At 42.4% G+C, this 22091-nt stretch carries 20 protein-coding genes; 5 read left to right on the top strand and 15 right to left on the bottom strand.

What is annotated here, in order from left to right:
• Positions 1-656 precede the first annotated feature (656 nt).
• Together recA and QJS82_RS01435 are read left to right on the top strand one after the other, a co-directional pair.
• Positions 657-1715: a recombinase RecA gene (gene recA / locus QJS82_RS01440; protein ID WP_201628223.1), complete on the top strand. Its 1059-nt coding sequence runs from the start codon at positions 657-659 to the stop codon at positions 1713-1715.
• 40 nt (positions 1716-1755) lie between these two features.
• On the top strand, positions 1756-2874 hold the full coding sequence (locus QJS82_RS01435; protein WP_281490980.1) for a regulatory protein RecX: 1119 nt from the start codon (positions 1756-1758) through the stop codon (positions 2872-2874).
• Positions 2875-2893: 19 nt separating this feature from the next.
• Here QJS82_RS01435 and QJS82_RS01430 read toward each other — a convergent pair whose 3' ends face one another.
• From QJS82_RS01430 to QJS82_RS01400, 7 genes are all read right to left on the bottom strand, one after another.
• Complete coding sequence (locus tag QJS82_RS01430) at positions 2894-4351, bottom strand: anion permease (protein WP_281490979.1); 1458 nt, start codon at positions 4349-4351, stop codon at positions 2894-2896.
• A 442-nt stretch (positions 4352-4793) separates the two neighbouring features.
• Positions 4794-5522, bottom strand: coding sequence for a YidB family protein (locus QJS82_RS01425; RefSeq protein WP_281490978.1), 729 nt, complete (start codon positions 5520-5522; stop codon positions 4794-4796).
• Positions 5523-5807: 285 nt separating this feature from the next.
• Entirely contained in the window at positions 5808-6257 is a 450-nt protein-coding gene (locus tag QJS82_RS01420; protein ID WP_281490977.1) for a hypothetical protein, read from the bottom strand.
• Between the two features lie 40 nt (positions 6258-6297).
• The gene (locus QJS82_RS01415; RefSeq protein ID WP_281490976.1) at positions 6298-6597 is read right to left on the bottom strand and encodes an FAD assembly factor SdhE; all 300 of its coding nucleotides are present in this window, start codon (positions 6595-6597) and stop codon (positions 6298-6300) included.
• Between the two features lie 155 nt (positions 6598-6752).
• Positions 6753-7658, bottom strand: a complete 906-nt coding sequence (gene folP, locus QJS82_RS01410; protein WP_281490975.1) for a dihydropteroate synthase — start codon at positions 7656-7658, stop codon at positions 6753-6755.
• Positions 7659-7862: 204 nt separating this feature from the next.
• Positions 7863-9758 (bottom strand): ATP-dependent zinc metalloprotease FtsH, encoded by a 1896-nt coding sequence (ftsH, locus tag QJS82_RS01405; RefSeq protein ID WP_281490974.1) that lies wholly within the window; start codon positions 9756-9758, stop codon positions 7863-7865.
• Between the two features lie 459 nt (positions 9759-10217).
• Complete coding sequence (locus QJS82_RS01400) at positions 10218-10850, bottom strand: RlmE family RNA methyltransferase (RefSeq protein ID WP_201564813.1); 633 nt, start codon at positions 10848-10850, stop codon at positions 10218-10220.
• A 379-nt stretch (positions 10851-11229) separates the two neighbouring features.
• Here QJS82_RS01400 and QJS82_RS01395 point away from each other — a divergent pair, with 379 nt between their 5' ends.
• Complete coding sequence (locus tag QJS82_RS01395; RefSeq protein WP_281490973.1) at positions 11230-11541, top strand: YhbY family RNA-binding protein; 312 nt, start codon at positions 11230-11232, stop codon at positions 11539-11541.
• A 224-nt stretch (positions 11542-11765) separates the two neighbouring features.
• A complete protein-coding gene (locus QJS82_RS01390; RefSeq protein ID WP_281490972.1) occupies positions 11766-12668 on the top strand; it encodes a DOMON domain-containing protein in 903 nt (300 codons plus the stop codon).
• Between the two features lie 145 nt (positions 12669-12813).
• On the opposite strand, the gene QJS82_RS01385 is transcribed toward QJS82_RS01390, so the two are convergent.
• On the bottom strand, positions 12814-13542 hold the full coding sequence (locus tag QJS82_RS01385) for a CHAP domain-containing protein (protein WP_191691009.1): 729 nt from the start codon (positions 13540-13542) through the stop codon (positions 12814-12816).
• Positions 13543-13706: 164 nt separating this feature from the next.
• Here QJS82_RS01385 and QJS82_RS01380 point away from each other — a divergent pair, with 164 nt between their 5' ends.
• Positions 13707-14222, top strand: a complete 516-nt coding sequence (locus QJS82_RS01380; RefSeq protein WP_281490971.1) for a hypothetical protein — start codon at positions 13707-13709, stop codon at positions 14220-14222.
• 298 nt (positions 14223-14520) lie between these two features.
• Here QJS82_RS01380 and lpxC read toward each other — a convergent pair whose 3' ends face one another.
• The 7 genes from lpxC to QJS82_RS01345 form a co-directional block, all read right to left on the bottom strand.
• Complete coding sequence (lpxC, locus tag QJS82_RS01375) at positions 14521-15438, bottom strand: UDP-3-O-acyl-N-acetylglucosamine deacetylase (RefSeq protein WP_281490970.1); 918 nt, start codon at positions 15436-15438, stop codon at positions 14521-14523.
• 218 nt (positions 15439-15656) lie between these two features.
• Entirely contained in the window at positions 15657-16160 is a 504-nt protein-coding gene (locus QJS82_RS01370; RefSeq protein ID WP_281491642.1) for an IS630 family transposase, read from the bottom strand.
• Positions 16161-16173: 13 nt separating this feature from the next.
• Positions 16174-16494 (bottom strand): IS630 transposase-related protein, encoded by a 321-nt coding sequence (locus tag QJS82_RS01365; RefSeq protein ID WP_025651424.1) that lies wholly within the window; start codon positions 16492-16494, stop codon positions 16174-16176.
• A 195-nt stretch (positions 16495-16689) separates the two neighbouring features.
• Positions 16690-17886 carry a cell division protein FtsZ gene (ftsZ, locus tag QJS82_RS01360; protein WP_183620383.1) on the bottom strand — a complete coding sequence of 399 codons (1197 nt, stop codon included), beginning with the start codon at positions 17884-17886 and terminating at the stop codon, positions 16690-16692.
• A gap of 233 nt (positions 17887-18119) precedes the next feature.
• Complete coding sequence (gene ftsA, locus QJS82_RS01355; RefSeq protein ID WP_183620381.1) at positions 18120-19460, bottom strand: cell division protein FtsA; 1341 nt, start codon at positions 19458-19460, stop codon at positions 18120-18122.
• 110 nt (positions 19461-19570) lie between these two features.
• Positions 19571-20368 carry a cell division protein FtsQ/DivIB gene (locus QJS82_RS01350; RefSeq protein ID WP_201564817.1) on the bottom strand — a complete coding sequence of 266 codons (798 nt, stop codon included), beginning with the start codon at positions 20366-20368 and terminating at the stop codon, positions 19571-19573.
• 595 nt (positions 20369-20963) lie between these two features.
• Entirely contained in the window at positions 20964-22082 is a 1119-nt protein-coding gene (locus tag QJS82_RS01345; RefSeq protein ID WP_281490969.1) for a D-alanine--D-alanine ligase, read from the bottom strand.
• Positions 22083-22091: the final 9 nt, after the last annotated feature.

The following is a 22091-nucleotide window of genomic DNA, read 5'->3' as shown; positions in this document are numbered from 1 at the left end:
GTACAATTTTAAAAACGTTTAAAATCAATTACTTACATGGTATTTGAAAGCAAAGTAATATATTTTTAATATTTTTTAAATTAATTTAACTGTTATGCATGTTTCACAAGCGCTCAATAAAAACACCTTTTTTATTGTGGACAACTCATAAATCTATTGACAAATGACCCTGTCATCAAGTTCAAAACTGAAAGTTAAAACAAGCCTGTTTTAGGAATATTTTAATAGAACATCATACGACACTCACTGTCGTTTAGCCTCTCAGCACCCTCAATATTGGCCTTGGATTTTGTTATAATTGCCTTATCTAATCAACAGTGATATAAAACAGGGTGGCTTAAAAATTACGTGAAAAGCACGTGCTAACTAAGATTACTGACATTATTACGCTTATTTACTAGCAAAAATTATGAACTTTTTTTTGCTTTTCTCATTATTGAATTTTACTGTATAGTAGGGTGATATATTCGATATCACCGTCTGAAACCTAATATTTCCAGCCACTTCAACTTTGCTTGAAAACATCCCTTACTGACGACTGAGCCTGTAAGCTATTCCATTGAGCAAGTGGTTTGTGACGAGTAGTTCTAAATAGTCAGTACGTTTATTACCCATACTTATTATTTACACTTATTATTAATAACAAGGAGTCCTATATGGACGAAAATAAAGCCAAAGCCCTCAAAGCAGCCCTTGGTCAAATCGAAAAGCAGTTCGGTAAAAACACCATCATGCATTTAGGTGATGACTCTGCCATTCTTGATGTGGATGTGGTCTCAACGGGCTCGTTGGGGCTGGATATTGCGCTTGGTATTGGCGGCCTACCAAAAGGTCGTATCGTTGAGATTTACGGCCCAGAAAGCTCGGGTAAAACAACCATGACGCTGCAAGCAATTGCGGAATGCCAAAAGCAAGGCGGTGTCTGCGCCTTTATCGATGCTGAGCATGCGCTAGATCCAGTTTATGCGCGCAAGCTTGGCGTGAACACTGATGACCTACTGCTCTCTCAGCCTGACAATGGTGAGCAAGCACTTGAAATCACCGACATGCTAGTGCGTTCTGGGGCGGTTGATATGATTGTCATTGACTCGGTCGCTGCATTGACGCCGCGCGCGGAGATTGAAGGCGAGATGGGCGACTCACACATGGGTCTGCAAGCACGTCTAATGAGCCAAGCGCTACGTAAAATTACTGGTAATGCCAAACGCTCAAATTGTATGGTGGTGTTTATTAACCAAATCCGTATGAAAATTGGTGTGATGTTCGGTAGCCCTGAGACCACGACTGGTGGTAACGCGCTTAAGTTTTATGCCTCGGTACGTATGGATATCCGCCGTATCGGTGCGGTTAAAAATGGTGATGAAATCATCGGTAACCAAACCCGTGTTAAAGTCATCAAAAATAAAATGGCACCGCCTTTCCGCCAAGCCGAGTTTGAGATTACTTATGGTGAAGGTACCAACCATTTAGCCGAAGTGATTGACTTGGGTGTTGAGATTGGCGCAGTTGGCAAAGCTGGCTCTTGGTATAGCTATGGCGATGAAAAAATCGGTCAAGGTAAAGCCAATTCTGTGTTGTTCTTAAAAGAAAATCCCGCGATTGCACAAGAAATCGAAGCTAAAATTCGTGATGAAAAGCTTGGGACAAAAAAACAAGCTAAAGCCACAGATACTGACGAAGCCAATGAAGAACTTGCTTCTGAACCTGTACAATAGCGGCTTCATTATTCACCGTTATCAATGATCATGACTTGTTATGAAAATTAAAACCTTGGCTGAAATACTTGCTGAATCGGACGCCGATTCAGCGAGTAGTCCTACTATCAAAGCAAAAAAAACTGTCAAATCTTCTGAATCTGTCAAGCATTCTCAGCACTCCTATCAAGACAAGCCAAAAAAAACGGCTAAGACGCGCAAGCACTCAACCTACTCTCGTGAAGATTATTCGTTATCTGACGACTCTGGCCTCGAGGTAGAATCAGCTGACGCTTACTCTTCTACTAGCAAAAACCCTACTAGATCCAAGAAACGTAAAAAGCGTTTTCATCCAGCGGCTAACTTTAGCCCTGAGCCTAGTGATGTGCCTGCTTATCAGCCCCCAGAAGCGCAAAGTATCAAAGAGATGCTCGCTGAGGTTAAGCAAGATATTCACGGTCATAAAAACCATGAGGACCTTGAGACTAACACGGGGCACAATCTAGAAAGCTCGAGTTATTCCTCTACGCTAACGGCAAGCCATAACCATGATAGTGATGCTGAAGCCTATAGCACAGCCGACAACCTACCCGCGGCGCTTAAAGCGTATTTGCGTACCCCTGAACAACGCCAAGCGGATATTGATGCCATTAAAGCCGAAAGCCGCTTACGTTGGTTGGCATTTTATTATTTATCGCGCCGTGAATACGGCAAGGCTGAGCTCAAGCAAAAACTGCTTGATAAAGAGCAAGCCCCAGAAAAAATCGATGCCCTGCTCGATGAGTTTGAAGAAAAAGGTTATCAAAGTGATTATCGTACTACCCTGATGCTTATTCGGGAAAATATCCGCAAAGGGCGCGGACGCGGGCGTATTAAGCAGGAGTTTTATCGTAAAAAAATTGCCATGCCCGGTAATATCGACGAGCTTATCGATATGGCGAATGCCGAATCGGAAGAATTTAGTGAGTTTATAGACGACAGCGCCGATAATTTAGTTGAAGGCATTGACTGGCTAAAACTGGCAGTCAGCGCACGTACCAAAAAATACGGCGATGACATACCGACCGAACAAAAAGATAAAGCACGTCAGCTACGTTTTTTACAATATCGCGGCTTTAATACCGATATCTGCTTTGAGGCGCTCAACTATACCTTGGAGACATTGGATGAGCGTTTTTAGTTCATTTAACCATTAATCATTAATAATAACCAAGCAGCTTCCACCAAATCAAACCAGCGCCGATCCATACGACCAGATTTACCACACTCATAATGGCGCCAATACTCCACCATTCTCCTAATGTCACATAGCCTGAGTTAAAAATAACGGGCGCAGTACCCGTTGCATAATGGGTAAGCGTCATCATGATATTACCGGCCGCCGCTAAAATGAGCGCATATAACATCGGCGGTGCACCTAAGCTTAACCCGACAGCATAAAAAGCGGCAAACAGCGCGGTAATATGCGCGGTGGTACTGGCAAAGAAATAGTGAATATAGAGATAGACCAAAGTCAAAATAACCACAGCGCCGACCCAACCGACTCCTATCATGCCAATCATTGATTCGATATTATCAGAGAACCAGCTGATAAGACCGAGTTTGTTAAGGTATGACGCCATCATAATCAGAGCACCAAACCAGATAATCGTATCCCATGCCGATTTTTCTTTGAGTACATCATCCCAAGTTAAGACGCCCGTCAATATCAAGGTCGTCAAGCCAATAAACGCGGTGGTAGTGGCGTCAACGCTTAACTGTTCACCAAAAATTAGCGCTGGGATATTCGCCCACAATATCAGCATCAGCGCAAAGACGCCCAGCATGATTTTTTCTTGCAAGCTTACCTGACCCATCTCGGTCAGATTGTCTTTGGCAAATTTCTTCGCATCAGGCGTTACCTTAACATCGGGTGGATAAATCAGATAAATCACCAGTGGCATTAATAATAAACATAACATCCCTGGTATAAACATCGCCACCGCCCACGTCGTCCATGACAGCTGAATCTCACTACCCGTTGCCTTATTGACCAAATCTACCACCAATGGATTTGGCGCAGTGGCGGTAATAAACATACCGGACGTAATCGGATTTGCATGGTAATTGACCATTGCTAAGTAGCGGCCAATTTTATTTTGGGTGCCCTCTTCTGGCGTAGAATGAAAGCTTTGCGCAATTGATCTCATAATTGGGTGAATAATACCGCCGCCTCGAGCGGTATTAGATGGCGTGATAGGTGATATCATCAACTCTGCGGCAGTTAAAGAATACGCAACCCCGATCGTCTTTTTGCCAAAAATAGAAATAAAATAATACGCGATACGTCGACCTAAACCCGTTTTTATCAAGCCACGCGATATCATCACGGCAATACCAATCAGCCAAATCAGAGGACTTGAGTAGCTTGATAAAGCATCAGCGATGGCTTCTTTTGGACTCTCATTGGTCACCCCAGTAAGCGCCACCAAGGTAACGGCAATAATGGCAATCGCGCCAATGGGTAACACCTTACCAATGATGGCGACAATAGTAGCGATAAACAAAGCCAGCATATGCCACGCTTCGGGTGTGACCCCGTTTGGTACCGGAATAACAAACCAAATGATTAAACCAACTACAATGGCAATCGCTGCTTGGATAGGTTTAAATGGCATGAGAAATATATCCTTATCAATGCTTATAAAATCACACAGTCATGTCATATGAAATGCTATCGCAATAGTAACTGCGATAAGAAAAACACATGGGTCATATGAACATCTTATAAGATTTATATCAGCATTTTTCTATTATTGACCATTTTTAACGCCAATCTCAACTTATCGTAGGCTTTTGATTTTTATAGAATTTAAAATTTTAATTGTTTTAACTGAAATTTTAAAAACTAAGTAAACCAATACCTTAGAAAAATAAGTTGAGAGTGGGGTATTTTTAACATATTTATTTAGCATACAGCATAAATATACGGAGATAAGTTATTAATAATAGCGCTAAACCATTGATCATAAAAAAGGAGCACTTTATTAAGAGCGCTCCTTTTTTATGATATTTTGGCTAAATTTGACGTTTAATCATACTGAATTTCAAAGTGCTCAATTATTTCAACGTCCCTAAGCGGCTCGATAATTGATTCATAATTTGATCAATCTCTTCGTTGGCTTCAGGTTCATTATCCAAATTGCCATTGGGCGTTAATTGATTCATCACTTCAGGCAACAGCTCAGCGAGACCTTGACGTACTTCCATCTCATTTGCGCCAGTATGTGCGGCTACCTGCTGGATTTCACTTTCATCAAATAAACGGGTAATTTCATTAGGGTCCAGATTATCATTGACTTCTTGATTGCTCATCCAAGAACGCGCTTGATTGTCATAGCCCATACCGGTGATTTTTGATAAAGCGCCACTTAAACCACCATTACGTTTAATCCAACTGAGCACCATAGGCATAAGCGCAGCAATCAGCATACCTTTACCGCCAAAGCCACTTCTAGAGGTTCGACTGCCAGTCGCCTGACCACCCAATACGCTACCTAAAATATCGCCAAGTCCACCAGCACCTGAGCTCATACCACCGCGTTGGTTGGCGCCTGTGAGCCCGCCAATGATATCGTCTAGACCAAAGCCATTATCAGCGCGGCGTTCATACTGCTGCGGATTGTAGCCACTCGGCTGATTACCACTGCCCAATACGCCGCCCAAAATATCCCCTAATCCGCCGGTACGGCGTGGATTGATACGTTGGTTGACCGGATTGCGCTGTACATCTTCTGGATCCATAGCACTGCGGGCAACTTGGCTCACTAAATTCCCTAATAAACTCATAATCGCTTCCTTTTTATTATAAAACACTCATTATCAAAAGCTTTGCATTCAGTTAACTCAAGCAAATAGCCATTTACCAGAAATATGGCAAGTGGTTATAAACAGGTCGTTTTAAACAAACACTTAACTAAGTGAGCTATTGACGCTTAATTGCAATATAGCAAATCTCTTTCGCTATCTAGATAGGCGTTTTGTTATGAGATGTAGTAGATCGTTAGCGATTAACAAGAAAATAAATGCAAGGAATGCCAGTCATAAATATGGGACTGGTTTTATTTAGGCAGTTTAATGAGAAATGGTATTTGCCAAAATCGTTAATTCGCGCCAGTGTTCTGAGCTGACTTGATCGCGAAATACCGTTACTGATAAATGACGCTGATAAGGCTCTATGATAATAAAGCTTAAGCATATAACCCATGGATAGTTACTGACCGCCGTAAGCTCTGCCTGCCATAGGGCATCACCGCGACTGCTACGCATGAGTAGTTGCCAATGCTGATAAACGCTTTTATCTAATGGCGGCTGGCTTAGATGCATTAATATCGGGCGCGATAACGCTAAGTAGCTGACGACGGCGACGCTAACCACAAATATCAGTACATATTGCCACAACGCCAAGGACGCAAGTCCTGTCAATATCACCATCACACTTGCTAAGAGCATATAAAATAACAGGCGCAAACAGCTTGCAGGCTGAATAGGTGCATCGATACGTAGCGAAGTTGGCGATATCATAATTGAATACCCAAGCAGGCTTAAAATAAATATTAAATAATTACGTCAAGTCTTTACTATGGCGCCATGTTTTGATTTTATTGACCAAATCCCATATGGCTCCATTTTCTGGACGGCTTTGATTGGTAAAATAATCCAATAAATCAGGGTCTTCATGGGTCAGCATTTCTGCAAAAGTTGCCTGTTCGCTGGGGTCAGCGGTTAAATACAACTCTTTAATATAAGGGTCAATATAAAAGTCTAATTCTTTTAATCCGCGGCGGGCTTGATAAATAATGCGGCGTTGCTCGAGGGTGGGTTCTGGTTGATTGTTTGGCTCTGGTTGATTGCTAGTCGTCATAAAAGTGTTCCCGTAGGTTTAAATGGTATTTAACTGAATAGATATTTAGATAAATGATAAGGTTAATAAATAATAGGATTAAGCTGTATTTATAAAGATACCGTTTATAAAAAGCTTTCTTATAAAAAATTATTTTATAAAAAGGTAGTAGCCTATTAGCCTTGATGATGACTTGATAATTGCTGCCATAATGCCACGGCTTGCTGCATCATAGCGACATTGTGGGTACGGATAATACTAGCGCCCTGCTGCAGCGCAAAGAGTCCAGCCGCCGTTCCTACCGCATCACGCTCTAGCGCTTGGGTAGTAGCAACAGCTTCGACTCCACTTTTAGTCAGTACTTCTGCTAAAAAGCGCTTTCGTGAAATACCAAACATCATTGGTAACCCAAGCGTTTGCAGGCTATCAAGCTGACTTAATAGTGCGCGATGATGCTCATAGTCTTTTGCAAAGCCAAAACCTGGATCGATAATGATTTTCTCACGCTTAACGCCAACATTCGTTACCTCATCAATACGCGCTGCTAGCTCGGCACTGACGTCTTTAATCACATCATCATACTGGGCAAGGTTATTCATCGTCGTCGGCTCACCGCGCATATGCATCAGCATGACAGGAATATCCAGCTTGGCTGCCATTGCCGCCGCACCATCACGCTTAAGCGCTCGTACATCATTCCAAATATCTGCGCCGGCATCAAAAGCTGCCTGCATAACCGCCGGGTTACTGGTATCAATAGAGAGCCAAATGTCTTTACCTATGCTTCCTAGCTGCTGACGAATCGCTTTGACCACTGGAACAACGCGCTGTATCTCATCGCTAGTCGCTACAGCTTGCGCATTTGGACGGGTAGATTCACCGCCGATATCGATAATGCTTGCACCTGCGGCAATCATCTCTTTAGCATGAGCAAGGGCGCTATCGATGGCATTAAATTGTCCACCGTCAGAAAAAGAATCTGGGGTGACATTTAAAATACCCATGATATGCGGCTGCGATAAATCTAATACTTTATCGCGACTTATCACCGTATAATTAGATAAAGGTTGGAATAATGACATAAGGTATCCATTATAAATTCAGTTCGTAAAATCGTTTTAGCTGTCGTGATAATTTACCAAGCTATAATGCCTATGATAGCAGCAAATCTGATGCTCTCCTAAAGCCTTCATGAAATTGTAGCAACAAAAAAGCCCTTTATTAAAAAGGGCTTTTTCTATCAAAAATAGATGCAATCTTAAAAAACTAGATTAATAAACCAGAAACTACATCGCTGGTAATGGCGGCGGTGTTGAAGTCGTGGTTTTAACATCGTTTTTTGATAAGTTTACTTCATTATGCTGATAGACTCTTGGTGGACGAGGTTCTTCGCCAGCTAGAATATCCTGCAATTGATCGCGGTCAATGGTTTCCCATTTCATCAAAGCATCTACCATCGCATGAATTTTTTCTTGATTGCCTTCAATCAATTCGCGTGCGATGTCATATTGCTCCTCTAACATACGGCGTACTTCTTCATCGACTTTTTGTTGCGTCGCTTCTGAAATCGTACGACCCCCGCCACCGAAGTAACCTTGTGAGTTATCATCATCTTCATAAACCATGATACCTAGCGCATCTGACATACCGTATTTGGTAACCATCGCTCGTGCCATCTTGGTAGCACGTTCGAAGTCGTTTGAAGCACCCGTCGACATCTGATTGATAAATACTTCTTCTGCGATACGACCACCAAATAAAATCGCAATATCACTGAGCATTTTTGATTTATACATACTGGTTTGGTCGTGCTCAGGCAGCTGCCACGTAACTCCAAGGGCAAAACCACGCGGCATAATGGTGACTTTATGCACAGGATCAGTGCCCGGTAGCAGCTCAGCGACCAAGGCATGACCCGCCTCATGATAGGCTGTTGCACGGCGTTCTTCTTCACGGATGACCATTGATTTACGCTCAGGACCCATATAAAGCTTGTCTTTTGCATCTTCAAAGTCATTCATATCAACGCTGCGCTTATTACGACGTGCGGCAAATAACGCTGCTTCGTTCACAAGGTTGGCTAACTGCGCACCACTAAATCCAGGAGTACCACGCGCCAATGCATGCGCATCAACACCGATAGTATTTGGTAATTTACGTAAATGCACTTTCAGGATTTGTTCGCGACCTTTGATATCTGGCAGACCTACTTGCACCTGACGGTCAAAACGACCCGGACGCAATAGCGCTTTATCCAGTACATCAGCACGGTTGGTCGCCGCAATGACGATAACGCCTTCATTGCCTTCAAAACCATCCATCTCAACCAATAATTGGTTCAATGTCTGCTCGCGCTCATCGTTACCGCCGCCCATACCAGAGCCACGATGACGACCGACCGCATCAATCTCATCGATAAAGATGATACAAGGCGCGCTTTTCTTCGCTTGCTCAAACATATCACGCACACGTGAAGCACCAACACCGACGAACATCTCAACAAAGTCAGAACCTGAAATTGAGAAAAACGGTACTTTAGCTTCACCAGCGATGGCTCGTGCTAACAGCGTCTTACCCGTACCCGGAGGACCTACCATCAAGATACCGCGTGGAATCGTCGCACCCAATTTGGTAAATTTATCAGGGTCACGCAGGAACTCTACGACTTCAACGACTTCTTCTTTGGCTTCTTCACAGCCAGCAACGTCATCAAAGTTAACTTTGATTTGGTCTTCGGTCAGCATTTTGGCCTTTGATTTACCAAAGCTCATCGGACCACCGCCTTTACCGCCAGCGCCGCCCTGCATATTACGCATAAAGAATAGGAACAGACCAATAATTAATAAAATTGGGAAACTGGCTATCAATAGTTGCATCAAGACACTTTGACGTTTAGGCGCGGTACCTTGCACCTCAACTTGATTTTCACGCAATAGCGGCATTAGCTGTTCATCAGCCACGGCTGGTCGAATGGTCTCAAATGATGAGCCATTTTTCTTTTCGCCGGTGATTTGCTCGCCATCGATTTCAACACTGGCCACTTGGTTTTCTGACACTGCGGTCACAAACTCAGAGTAGTTAAGGCTATCGGGCTCAGATGATTTATCAAAGCCGCTAAACACCAGCACTAAAACGCCGATTACCACCAGCCACAATAAGGTATTTTTTACCATGTCGCTCACTAGTTATTCCCATCCCTTACTTATTGGTGTGTTTGTTAAACACGTGACGTCTATATGCAAACATATGCCTCATTATTCAATACCCATTTGTAAATTATCGTTCAAGCTCGGATTTAAATAACTTAAAACCCTAAGCAAGATAAATAGACAAACGAACATAAATAACTGAGCCAATAAAGCGCTTACTGTTAAACGACTTTGCTTAAAACAACTCTGTTTAAAACACAGCCTTAATATATAGGTATATATTTAAAACGATATAGATTCAAAACAAAGTTAATATACCATGATATGTGGTGCTAACCTGAATAATTCAAGCAGCATTCTTATTTATTCAGTTAACGATTGTAGCGGTTTTATGTTAATCAGCAATACTCTTGATGATGAAACCCCATCATCTGGGAAATTTGCGCAACTGATTGACCTTAAAACCATTTTATAGAAAGGTTTGCATACCTACTACTTGATGGCAATCCAAAACATCTCTTTTGAGCGTGGTCGTGAAGCACCCGGTTTGATACTACGAATTTTACTAAAATCCGCCTGCATCTGCTTGCGTAATTCCTGTGTACCCTCGCCTTGAAACACTTTCATAATAAGCGCGCCACCTTCTGGTAAGGTTGCGAGGGCGAAATCGACTGCCAGCTCGCATAAATACATCATGCGCGGCTGGTCGATGGCGCTATTGCCAGCGGTATTGGGTGCCATATCGGACAACACCACATCAACCTGTTTATCGCCCACTTCTGCCATGATACGGTCAAACACCTCTGCCTCGCGAAAGTCGCCCTGAATAAAAGTGACATCGGGCAAGGTATCCATGGGCAAAATATCAGAGGCTATCAACACGCCTTTCTCACCAACCAGTTGACCGGCAACTTGCGACCAACTACCCGGTGCACTGCCTAAGTCGACGACGGTCATGCCTTTCTTAATTAGATTGGTCTTATCATTAATCTCAAGCAATTTATAAGCAGCACGGGCACGGTAGCCATCTATTTGGGCTTTTTTCACATAAGGATCGTCAATGTGCTCCTGCATCCAAGCACTGCTGCTTTTTGACAACTTTTTATTTTCAATACGCGTGACCAAAATGACTGCTCCTATTACTTTGCAAAACACGGCTAGCGGCTTATAACGTGGTTATCTATAACGATTCAATATCTGTCTATTGATAAAACAATTATCTATAACATGGCTATTACTAGGCGCTTAAGTTACCTAGCTAAATTAGCTATTGAACCTCTCATGCACCTTGTAACCTTTTACGGTTAAATTCTCTTGGTGAAAACACTGCTTTATAAGACCGTAGCGTTTATAATGTACTCATACTTTCAGTTTAACATTTTCATCACGTAAAATCGTGCAAAATCCTGCTGATCTCATGCAAGATGACCCCAGATTATCTATAATGGTCATTATCTGCTCTTAATAGCACCATCTTTTATTTTTACCAACATCTAGGAATTATATGCAACTCGATAACGCTACCATCAAACGCCTAAAAGGCATTGGTCATGACCTAAAACCTATCGTTATGATTGGCAATAAAGGTATTACCCCAAACATCACTGAAGAGATTGATCGCGCTTTAACGGATCATGAACTTATCAAAGTAAAACTGCCAGCTGGCACCAAAGAAGAACGCGATGTCATCGGCGCGCAGCTTGCAGCGGCAGCTAATGCCTCTTTGGTTCATTCAATTGGTCGTATGGCGCTTTTGCTACGTAAAAACCCACATGCCAATCCTAAGCTATCAAACCTTGCTCGTCATGCGCAGTAAGTTGTTATTTTCAGCTTAGTTTATGTTCTATCCTATCTAATAAAAGCCGCTCAGCATTTTGCTCGCGGCTTTTATGTTATCTATACGCCATTTCCTGTTTTCTATTTATAGTCAGTCCTAAATAAAATCAGTACAAGTATGATAACGCGCTACTGGTATTAATTTTATAGCGAACCGCCTATAAGATATCCTTAATACTATTAAACTGCGGATATTATTAACTTATGAGCCAAACTTTTCATCTATGCCTCGCAACCGACACCCTTGCCGCTGATGCCCAAACTCTTGGCGTGACGATAGAAGACTTAGAAAGCATTCAGGTAGAAGTCATCGTAACCTTAGCTCAAACAAATCAGATAGCCCGAAGCACTCAGCAGCCAGAGTGGTATTTACAGCTTGATTATCACATAACGCTGCCACTTAAATCGTTAGCGGCGCAATTAGACTGGCCAACATGGCAACCGACGCAGGTAGGATTTGCAGATTATTTATGGGAGCAAACTTGCCTTGAGTGCTTTTTAGCAGGCGGCTTAATAAATAGCAGATTAATAAATAATAGCGCTTCGATAAATGATGTTAATGAGATTGGTATTGATGGAACGGATGCTAATAAAACTAACGCTTATATTGAAGTTAATGCCAGCCCTGACGGTCGTTATGCGCTTTACGAGTTTACAAGCTATCGTAATCCTGCGACACTGCCGCCAACGCCGCTTTTACAAGCAGATGGGCAAACACGGGCGTTTATTAACTGGACAGCCAGCCATTGCCCTGCAAGTAATGGCATTGCGAATAATGGTACTGCCAACGCAGAGCAAAACTCTTTATCAGCGCAAATCGAACCTGCTATCGATTCATTGACATCTAATACCAGCACCGCTAACCCTTATCTTTATGAACGCAGCTTTGCTGTGCCCTTAAGCCCACTATCCAACGCAAAGGTTTTTATCAACGATACTGGCATTGAATACATTCATCCCTGTGTGATTTTAAGCTTTGCTACGACGTTTGGTACAAGGTTTGGTACAACGGCGTTATATTTTGCGCCCACACATGCCTCCCCGCCCGATTTTCACAATCTGCAATATTGGTCAGTATTTGATAAGCAGGCAGCACTGGCTAGATAGCTGCTTAAATTAAGCACCTTCTCCAACTACATAGCTTCTTTAATCAAATAACCTCTTTATGCCAAGCAAAAAAAACCAGTAATGTCATAAAGAGCATTACTGGGTTCGGAGAAAACTTTTGAATTACGTTACATCTAGCTGCTGCTTATTTGTCAGCCATTGCAAGGTAGATACCGCGATCTGATGCATCATCGACGTATTTTGAATCACGCCATGTCGTGTAGTTATGATGACCGCTGTATGGGCTAATGCTGTTTTGACGGAAGTCAGAAACCCAATCATTACCATCAAATATTTGAATATGGCCATGCGGGCGTCTTGAGGTGCGATCATAGACCACGACGTCGCCTACTTGTGGCTGCGTATTGTTACTGATTTTGGTAAAGCCAGCTTGGGCCAATGTGCCACGAGAGGCATACTGATACGCTGAAGGGTTAGGCGTAAATTCATAACCCGCTGATTGTAGGGCTTTACGCACATAACGAGCACAGTAACCACTACTGCTAGATAGCGCCACACGTGAAGCATTGGCGGCGGCAATCGCAGGTGCAGAATAACGATCTGGCACTGAGCTTGCTTGCTGCTGACGCTGCTCATAAGACAAGCGGCTGGTTAGCGAGGCAAGCTGATATTCTTTTTGCTTAGCATGGGCACTAAGATTGTCAATTGCTTGACTGATTTCATCATTGCTTGAGACATAAGCACCACTTTTAGTGCTATAGATATTGCGACTTGAACCGTAGTTCGCAGAAGTAGAGATATTGGTGATGGTATGACTCAAGGTATTATTTGGTTGAAAGGTTGTTTCGACAGCACCACTCGTCTGTGCTATACCCATTCCCAATACTGACAAAATTAATAAAGCTTGTTTCATAAATTTACTACCTATTGTGAATACAGGATTGCTCGTCATCCGTGACAAAGCATGAATTAATTTAGGGAAGATGACCATGAAATAAACATGATAAAATCCTTAGTACAAAAGCTCGCTGTTTATGATGAATATCGATTTTGTCACCTATTAGATGAGTGTTCACGATGTCAAAAAAACAACCTAACCGACTTGCTAAACTTATCGATCATCAAGCCTTTGCTGGTAGTACGCTACCTCAAACATTGGCTGATAATATGCGTTTATATCTGCAAGCTACGACCGAAGTAAAAGAGCTTTTGGTAGATTGTCTACCTGAGGAAATCCTCGATAACTGCTGGGTCGTGGGCTTAACCTCTGAGCAACTCATACTCAGTGTGGGCTCGATGACTGCCGCCAATCATATTCGCTATTTACAGAGCGCTTATTTGCAGGTGTTAACAGAGCAGTCAATTACATTTAAACAACTCAAGCAAATCCGCGTCGTAGTAGCCAAAAATTCTGCTCATAATGATTATTCTAAACCATCACAAGCCTTGTCGGCACCCTTATCAAAGCCTCGTAAAGCCCATGAAAATCAGGCTCTTAGCCAAAACACAAAGCGGACTATATCACAGGCTGCAGAGCATGTCACCACTGATGAAAATCTCAAAAAGGCACTTTTGCGCCTGATTAATCCGTAAAAATACTCGCTTTACTCTGTAAACTTATGTAAATTAAACCCGTAATTGACGCCGTTAAAGCTGCGTTTTTGTAATTCCGTCAACAAAAAAAATCATCTGTAAGTGCTATTCACAATGTGAACCTCACTGACAGATGATTTTATTATTTCCCACATCTTTTATTTTACCTACTCTGAAGCAGGTTATTGGTAAAATGAGCAAGAAAATATCTATTTAAACGAATATTATTTAGCGCTACTTATAACCATCTTATGTAATATTGCGTAAATGTTTCGATACTTCGTGTATATTCCTGTATTCATCCTTCAACTGTTAAACCATTTAATGGTAAATATTCGATAGGACAGGTTACATTGTCATCAAAAGTTACAATTTCAAAGTTATCAGGATCTGATAATATCTCACGTACCAACATATTATTTAGTGCATGACCAGACTTATACGCATTAAAACGACCTAAAATCGGGTAGCCAATCAGATATAAATCGCCTAGCGCATCTAAAATCTTATGACGTACAAATTCATCATTAAAGCGTAAGCCTTCTTCGTTAAGGATACTGGCATCATCAATGACAATGGCATTGTCCATACTGCCACCTAACGCCAAGTTGTTCTGACGTAAGGTTTCGATATCACGTAAGAAACCAAAAGTACGCGCTGAGCTCAACTGCTCAATGAAGTTTTGCGTTGAAAACTGCAATTGTGCATGCTGAAAATCTTTATCAATGGCCGGATGATCAAAATCAATCTCAAAATTGAGCTCAAAGCCTTCATAAGGACGTAGCTCTGCCCATTTATCGTCAACTTTAACGCGTACTGGGCGCACAATCTTAATAAAGCGCTTTGCCGCTTCTTGTTCACAAAATCCTGCTTGTAGCAGCAGTCCCACAAATGGGGCGGCACTACCATCCATAATCGGTATCTCTGATGCTGACACGCGGATTAACAGGTTATCAACGCCAAGTCCTGCGACCGCACTGAGCAAATGCTCAACGGTGCCCACACGGGTGCCACCAAATACGAGATTCGATGACATCATGGTATCTTGTACCAAAAAGGCACTGGCAGGAATAGCATTGCTACCGACAATATCAGAACGTTCAAATACGATACCAGTATTGATCGGCTGTGGATGAAACTCTAAGTCAACAGGTTGACCACTATGAAGACCAGTACCTGTAACGGCTATCGCTGTTTTTATGGTTCGTTGGTTCATGGCTGTCTTCTCACATATTTTGTTACAATTGACATAGTGTAGCATTACCCGACCCTATTTCGCTAGCGCTAAAAAGCGTTAATTTGCTTATGTCTTTGATTGATAACACTTATCGTCATTATTTTAACGATGACTTTTAGCAGACAATAAACTGTCAATCAGCGATAAATAACGGTTTATAGCTATTTATAAGCAGCAATTTGATATAGTCAAAGAACTTATAAATCGCCACACAGCCATAAGAAATAAAAGAACAGTGTGTCAACGCAATCTAGCCGCCACTCTTTACGTTTTTGTTTGACCCAAGCCCACATTTGCTCGATAGGATTCAAATCAGGACTGTAAGGTGGCAGCCATAAAATAGTGTGCCCTGCATCTTCTATAAGTTCAGTTGTGTCTTTGCGCTTATGGAAGGTTGCATTATCCATAATAATGACACTGCTTTTCGGTAGGCTCGGTAGCAGCAATTGCTCAACCCAACTATGGAACACATCACTATTGACACTGCGATCATAAAGTCCAACAGCGAACAGCTGATTATTGTAAATAGCACCTATCGCATTGGTTTGGTTTTTAAGCTGCCAGTTGTATTGTCCAAAGCATTTTTTACCTCTATTAGAGTAACCGTAAGGCCTGTTCTCATGAGACTTAAAGCCACTTTCATCAAGATAGATAATAGGCTTATCATCAAACTCAAATTGCGCTAACTTTTCAAGAAATATTAAACGTTTTTTATCATCTGCTTTTGGATGAGTTAAGCTCTTTTTTTTGAGTGATGCCGATTCGTTTTAATGCAATGCCTATCGCTCTTTGAGTACAATTAAAACGCCGAGCTCGTTCGTGCTGATAGTCATCAGGATAAGCCTCTACATCCGCTCTCAGTAATGCATCGTCTATTTTAGTTGGGGTAAACTGACGTTTTTTACGCTCAGGAAATTTTTTCCAACGCTGAATAGTGTTGGTGCTAATTTGATATTCCTCGGCAAGTTGTCGAATGCTATAGCCTTCTGCAAGCTTATTGAGGATCAGTTGTCGGTAGTCTTTTGAGTATGCCATATTATATACTGTAGCGGATTTTTGTTTCTTTTACTATAGAGCGTTACTTTATTTATAAAGGTTGTATAAATAGCTCGCTTATAAATAGACAAAGCCTAAAAACAGGCACAAAAAAGCCAGTATCGAAATACTGGCTCTTTTTTATTCATACTATCTACAACAAGCATTCATTTTAATGCCTACTTATTCTAAGCACTATTTGTTCTGTTGGCGCTTAAGATAATCTTGAATACTGTTGGTTTTGGTTTTAGGCTGCTCTTGAGTCACATTTGCGCGTATCGGGCTTTCTTGATACTGAGCCTGCGACTGTTTTTGACTGTTGAGCGCGCTGGTATGCAAGTTTGGATCAACAGGCTGGGTGCTGTTTACCGATGGCACAGGCTGCTCTACCACTTCAGGCTCTTGACCAGCATTTTCATCTAAAGTCAGACCGGTTGCGATGACTGTTACATGTAAATCATCACCCATTTTTTCATCAATCACTGAACCATAGAAAATATGCGCATCATCTATATCAGTAATTTCTTCAACGATGACACTGATTTTGCTCATCTCATCCAATGATAAAGATTCAGAAGAGATAACGTTAACAAGCAAGCCTTTGGCATTCTCTAAACGCAAATCATCAAGCAATGGCGATCTGATGGCTTTCTCGGTCGCTTGACGCGCACGATCATCGCCGCTGGCGCGACCGATACCCATCATCGCATGACCTTTAGCTGTCATCGCGGTACGGATATCGTTAAAGTCAATATTAATCATACCTTCGCTGGCGATGGTTTCTGCAATACCCTGTACCGCATGCAAGAGGACGTCATCGGCTTTTTTGAAGGCATCTTGCATAGAGATGTTGCCATACACACTCATAAGTTTGTCGTTTGGAATGGTAATGATAGAGTCAACGAAATTGGTCAACTGCTCGATACCAGCCTTAGCAGCCTTGATACGTTTGCCACCTTCAAACTTAAATGGTGTGGTCACAACTGCGACCGTCAACACTTCCATCTCTTTAGCAATACGCGCAACCACTGGAGCGGCGCCCGTACCTGTACCACCACCCATACCCGCGGTAATAAAGACCATGTCTGAGTGTTCAAGTAAGGCACGGATGGCTTCTTCTTCGCTTTCTGCGGCTTCACGGCCCACTTCTGGGTTTGCCCCTGCGCCAAGACCACGGTTGGTCTTAGCGCCAAGCTGCAATTTATGCGGCGCTGTCAGACGATCGAGCGCTTGTTTATCCGTATTGGCACAGACAAACGTTACACCTCTAATCCCTTGTTGTACCATATGCTCAACCGCATTACCGCCGCCGCCGCCCACACCGAATACAGTGAAGCTTGCCTGGCCGTTGTTTTGAAGCTGATTATCATCTGGCATGGTGTATTTTGACATAAAAAGGTTTCTCCAGTTGCAGATAGCGTGATGGTCGATACGTGGTAACACACTCATATGGCGCGCTATCGACTTACTATATATAAATGTATTTAAATAAAACAGGGCAAAGGCTTAAATAGTTGTGCTTAGCCTATATATGCCGTTATTGTACAGGGTGTTGCTTTAAATATGCTTACCTATAATACTGCGGCAGGCTCTTAACTGCTTCATCTGAGTAAGTTTACAGCAGATTATAATATCTTTTTGAGTACACTGGCAAAACGTTGCCCTGCACTTTGAAAAACACCCGTGACACGATTCTTTTGAATCGCTTCCGGCTCACTTTTTTCACTACGGCGAAACTGCTCGCTTTGACTATATAGTAATGTACCAAACGCGGTTTGATAAGCGCGATCATTGACCTGCATATTCAGCTGCTTAAACGATTCATCATTATCAAAATGATTATAAGCACTAATAGCAGGATGAGTATTGGTCAATACCACCGGCATTTTCAGCAGCTTTTTGGCAAAAGGTATCATGCCTTTAATAGCGCTGCCACCGCCTGTGAGTACAATGCCTTTATCAATATAGCCTAGCAAATCCGCATCATGTAATTGGCGAACCACTTCAGTAAAAATCTGCACATATCGCGCTTCAATAATACGCGCTAAATTATACGTACCAATATTAATTTCATCGCCCGACCCTTGCGGCTTAAAGAGAAAGAATGAGCTAGGATCAACGCTATTGATATCAACGGTACCATACGTTTTTTTCAGCCTTTCCGCCTCTATCATAGAGATACCAACATCGGCTGAAATATCCATCGTTACTTCATGGCTGCCGGTAGCGATACAGTGGGTGAAAATCAGCTTATTCTCTTTATAGACGCAAATACTGGTGGTACTCGCACCGATATCGACCAAGCAAACCCCTTGCTGACGCTCATCACTCATCAAACTGTATTCGGCGCTGGTAACCGCATCAAAAACGATATGGTCAATACCGACGTCACAGCTTTGTAATAATTTTTGGATATTCTGACGGCTAGATACTGGCATCATCATCATGTGATACATCACAGTGATATTGTGCGCGACCATATCAATAGCATCATCAACCATAAACTCTTGGTTGTCGATATAGATACCTTGCTGGCAGCAATGCATCAAATAATAATCAGGCGACAAGTCTTGCGATTTGGCATTTGACAGCGCTTGCACCATATCTTTGGCACGGACGACTTCGTCTTCGACTCTGACATCGCCTGCACTATTCTTACTTAATAGCTCAGGCGTCGCCATGGTCAACCAGACACTATGTACACGGCAATTGGCGGTATCTTCTGCTTCTTGAATGGCTTGTTTGATAGCGCCCTGCAAACGTTCACGATGCTTTATCTGACCTTGATAAAAGTCGCTATTTTTAACTTGCCCCACACCCATAATACGAATGTCTTTTGCAGAGACAACACTGCCAATGACGACATATACTGCCGTGGCACTTAGATGGACAACAACCAGATTTTCAGTATTTTTCATGGTACCAGACAAATTATCGCTAAACAGGAGACCAGATGACGTCTCCATTAAATCATTAAAAAGCGCTAGCAGCACGCGGTGATATTGTATGTTAACTCTTTATATTAAGAAAGCAGACAAATATAAGGTTTTGACTGCTTTCTTGATGTTTTATTCATTTACGGTGGTGTTTCAGTAGTTTTTGGCGGCGCCAGATTCCATGCGATAGTAAATCCATTTTTGTAACGAAGATCGACTGACTGTATTTCATCGCGGCGATTGCTTAACTGATTGCCGAGCAGCTGACTTAAATTCAACAGTTTTTGCGCGGTATTTTCATTATCAACGATGACACGTTGACCATTATCAAAGCGAATCAGCCACGTCATTCTTGGTGACAAAATGATATCTTCAACTTGCATACCAAGCGGCGCATACCAATCATTGACTTGCTGCATTTGTTGCATAATAACGGGCGCTTGCGCCATATCACCTTGCAACGTCGCAAAACGCTCTTGCGTTAAATCTCGACTGTCAGCAGGAACAAAAACCGCCCCTTTTGCATCAACCAAACGCTCAGTACCGAAATTTGCCACCGGCTGTTTTGGTAAGGCTTTAACGACAATACCACGCTGCCAATCACGGCTCACGCTCACTTGGTCAACCCAAGCCAAACTGGTGGTAATATCTCGTAGCGCTTGCAAGTCCGAGGTGAAAAAACTGCTCACACTCTGTTGGCTCATGACATGCTGTAACGCTTGATATTGCGCAAATGTCAAATCTCGATTATCGACATGAATAGCAGCGGGCGGTGCGTCGCGTAATGCCTTACCACCCATGATTAATATCAGCACAAGCAAGCCCAACACCAGTACCGTAAAGAAATATCTGACCGAAGTCGGTACTTGAAAACTAGATGTCGGGCGACGGGTCTTATCACTCATCAAGTCAGCGACGTCATTGACAGTTTGAGTCATAATAAACTTCGTCCCTATTTTTGCTTAAAGCTATTTGCATAACGCCAATAGTGCTTCTATTAAAAGTAAATCTGCTAAACATTCGCAGGAATATATAAAACTAACATATTATCAATTTATTTGTCTAAAACGGTTTATAACGTGCGCTTATCGTCATTAAAACGTAACATTTTTCTCATTTAATGAATGACTTAAGAGATAGCGGCGCAAATAACCATAAATATCACGAATATAGACCAATATTTACAATATTAACGTATTTTACGTTTAAACAATAGCCTAACCCCTACTACTAACAACGAATTTACACAAGTTTACATGAAGCTGTGCTATAGCAGCTCTAGCGATACATTTGACAATATTTAAACAGGCTAATTACCATCATTCAGTAGTTTGTAAAGCTGGTTGTAGCCGAGGCATAATTGGCAGCTTAATGCTAAATATTTGCATACCTATATATAAGACGTCCAATATATAAGACGTCCAATCAGTTATTTAATAGCCAATTGAACGCTTATTAAGCAAACCTCTTCTATTTATCAGCCGTGCATTTATCAGTCGTACAGCTATTAGCGACAAAATCGTTAATCGATACTTATACAGTTTGCGCCAAAATATGCCAACACAAGCTCTCAAAATCCATGCCGCGAGCTTTGGCCGCCATTGGCACCAAACTATGACTAGTCATGCCCGGTACGGTATTAATCTCAAGCAGCCAAAAGTTGCCCGCTTCGTCTTGCATCGCATCGATACGTCCCCAACCTTTTGCATCAACCGCACGGAATGCAGCCAAGCTCAAATCTTGCAAATGCTTTTCATCCGCAGCGCTTAGACCGCAGGGAATATAGTAGCTGGTATCGTTACGATTGTATTTGGCTTCAAAATCATAGAAGTTGGTGATATCAGCAGGCTCAAGGCGAATAACCGGATAGGCCTCGTCATCGATAATAACAATGGTAAATTCGCGACCGGTAATCCAACGCTCAGCCATCACTACATCACCGCACTGTACGGCGGTTGCATATGCAGCAGGAAGCTCATCAAGGTTATTGACTTTGGTCATACCAATGCTTGAGCCTTCATGGACTGGTTTGATAATCAGCGGCAGTCCTAGCATATTAACCACTTGCTGCCAGTCGGTATCAGCGGTTAGCAATGAAAACGGTGCGGTCGATAAACCACAACCTTGCCACAGCTGCTTGGTACGTACTTTGTCCATACCCAGTGCTGATGCCAAAATACCAGAACCGGTCTGCGCAATATTAAACCATTGCAGCACGCCTTGTAGCAGACCGTCTTCGCCGCCGCGACCATGCAAAACGTTAAACACGCGGTCATATTGACGAAGCTCGGTAATGTCTTGGTGTTTCGGGTCAAAATGCGTGGCATCAACGCCTTGGTTTTGCAGCGCTTGTAAGACCGCCGCGCCACTATCTAAAGAGACGCTGCGCTCGTTGCTACTGCCGCCATATACCACAGCCACTTTCCCAAATTCACTCGCATTTTTTACTTTACTAGGAGCGACATTTAATGAAGTGTTTTGGCTTGATTGGTTATTTTCCACACCGTTACTCTCTGCTTGGGCAGCAGCTGCTAGGGCTGCCTCTGGATTGGTAATAGCGGTGTTCGCCCCAACATTGATATTAGTATCGCTACTTTTATCCATGTTGTTTTCATTTTCTTGGTTATTGTTTTCTTGGTTATGAGTAGTCATGAGTCTCGT

Origin of the sequence: Psychrobacter maritimus (genome assembly GCF_029953575.1) — a bacterium.
Lineage (GTDB): Bacteria > Pseudomonadota > Gammaproteobacteria > Pseudomonadales > Moraxellaceae > Psychrobacter > Psychrobacter maritimus.
The sequence above is the reverse complement of the archived record's forward strand: the minus strand, read 5'-3'. Positions and strand labels throughout refer to the sequence as shown.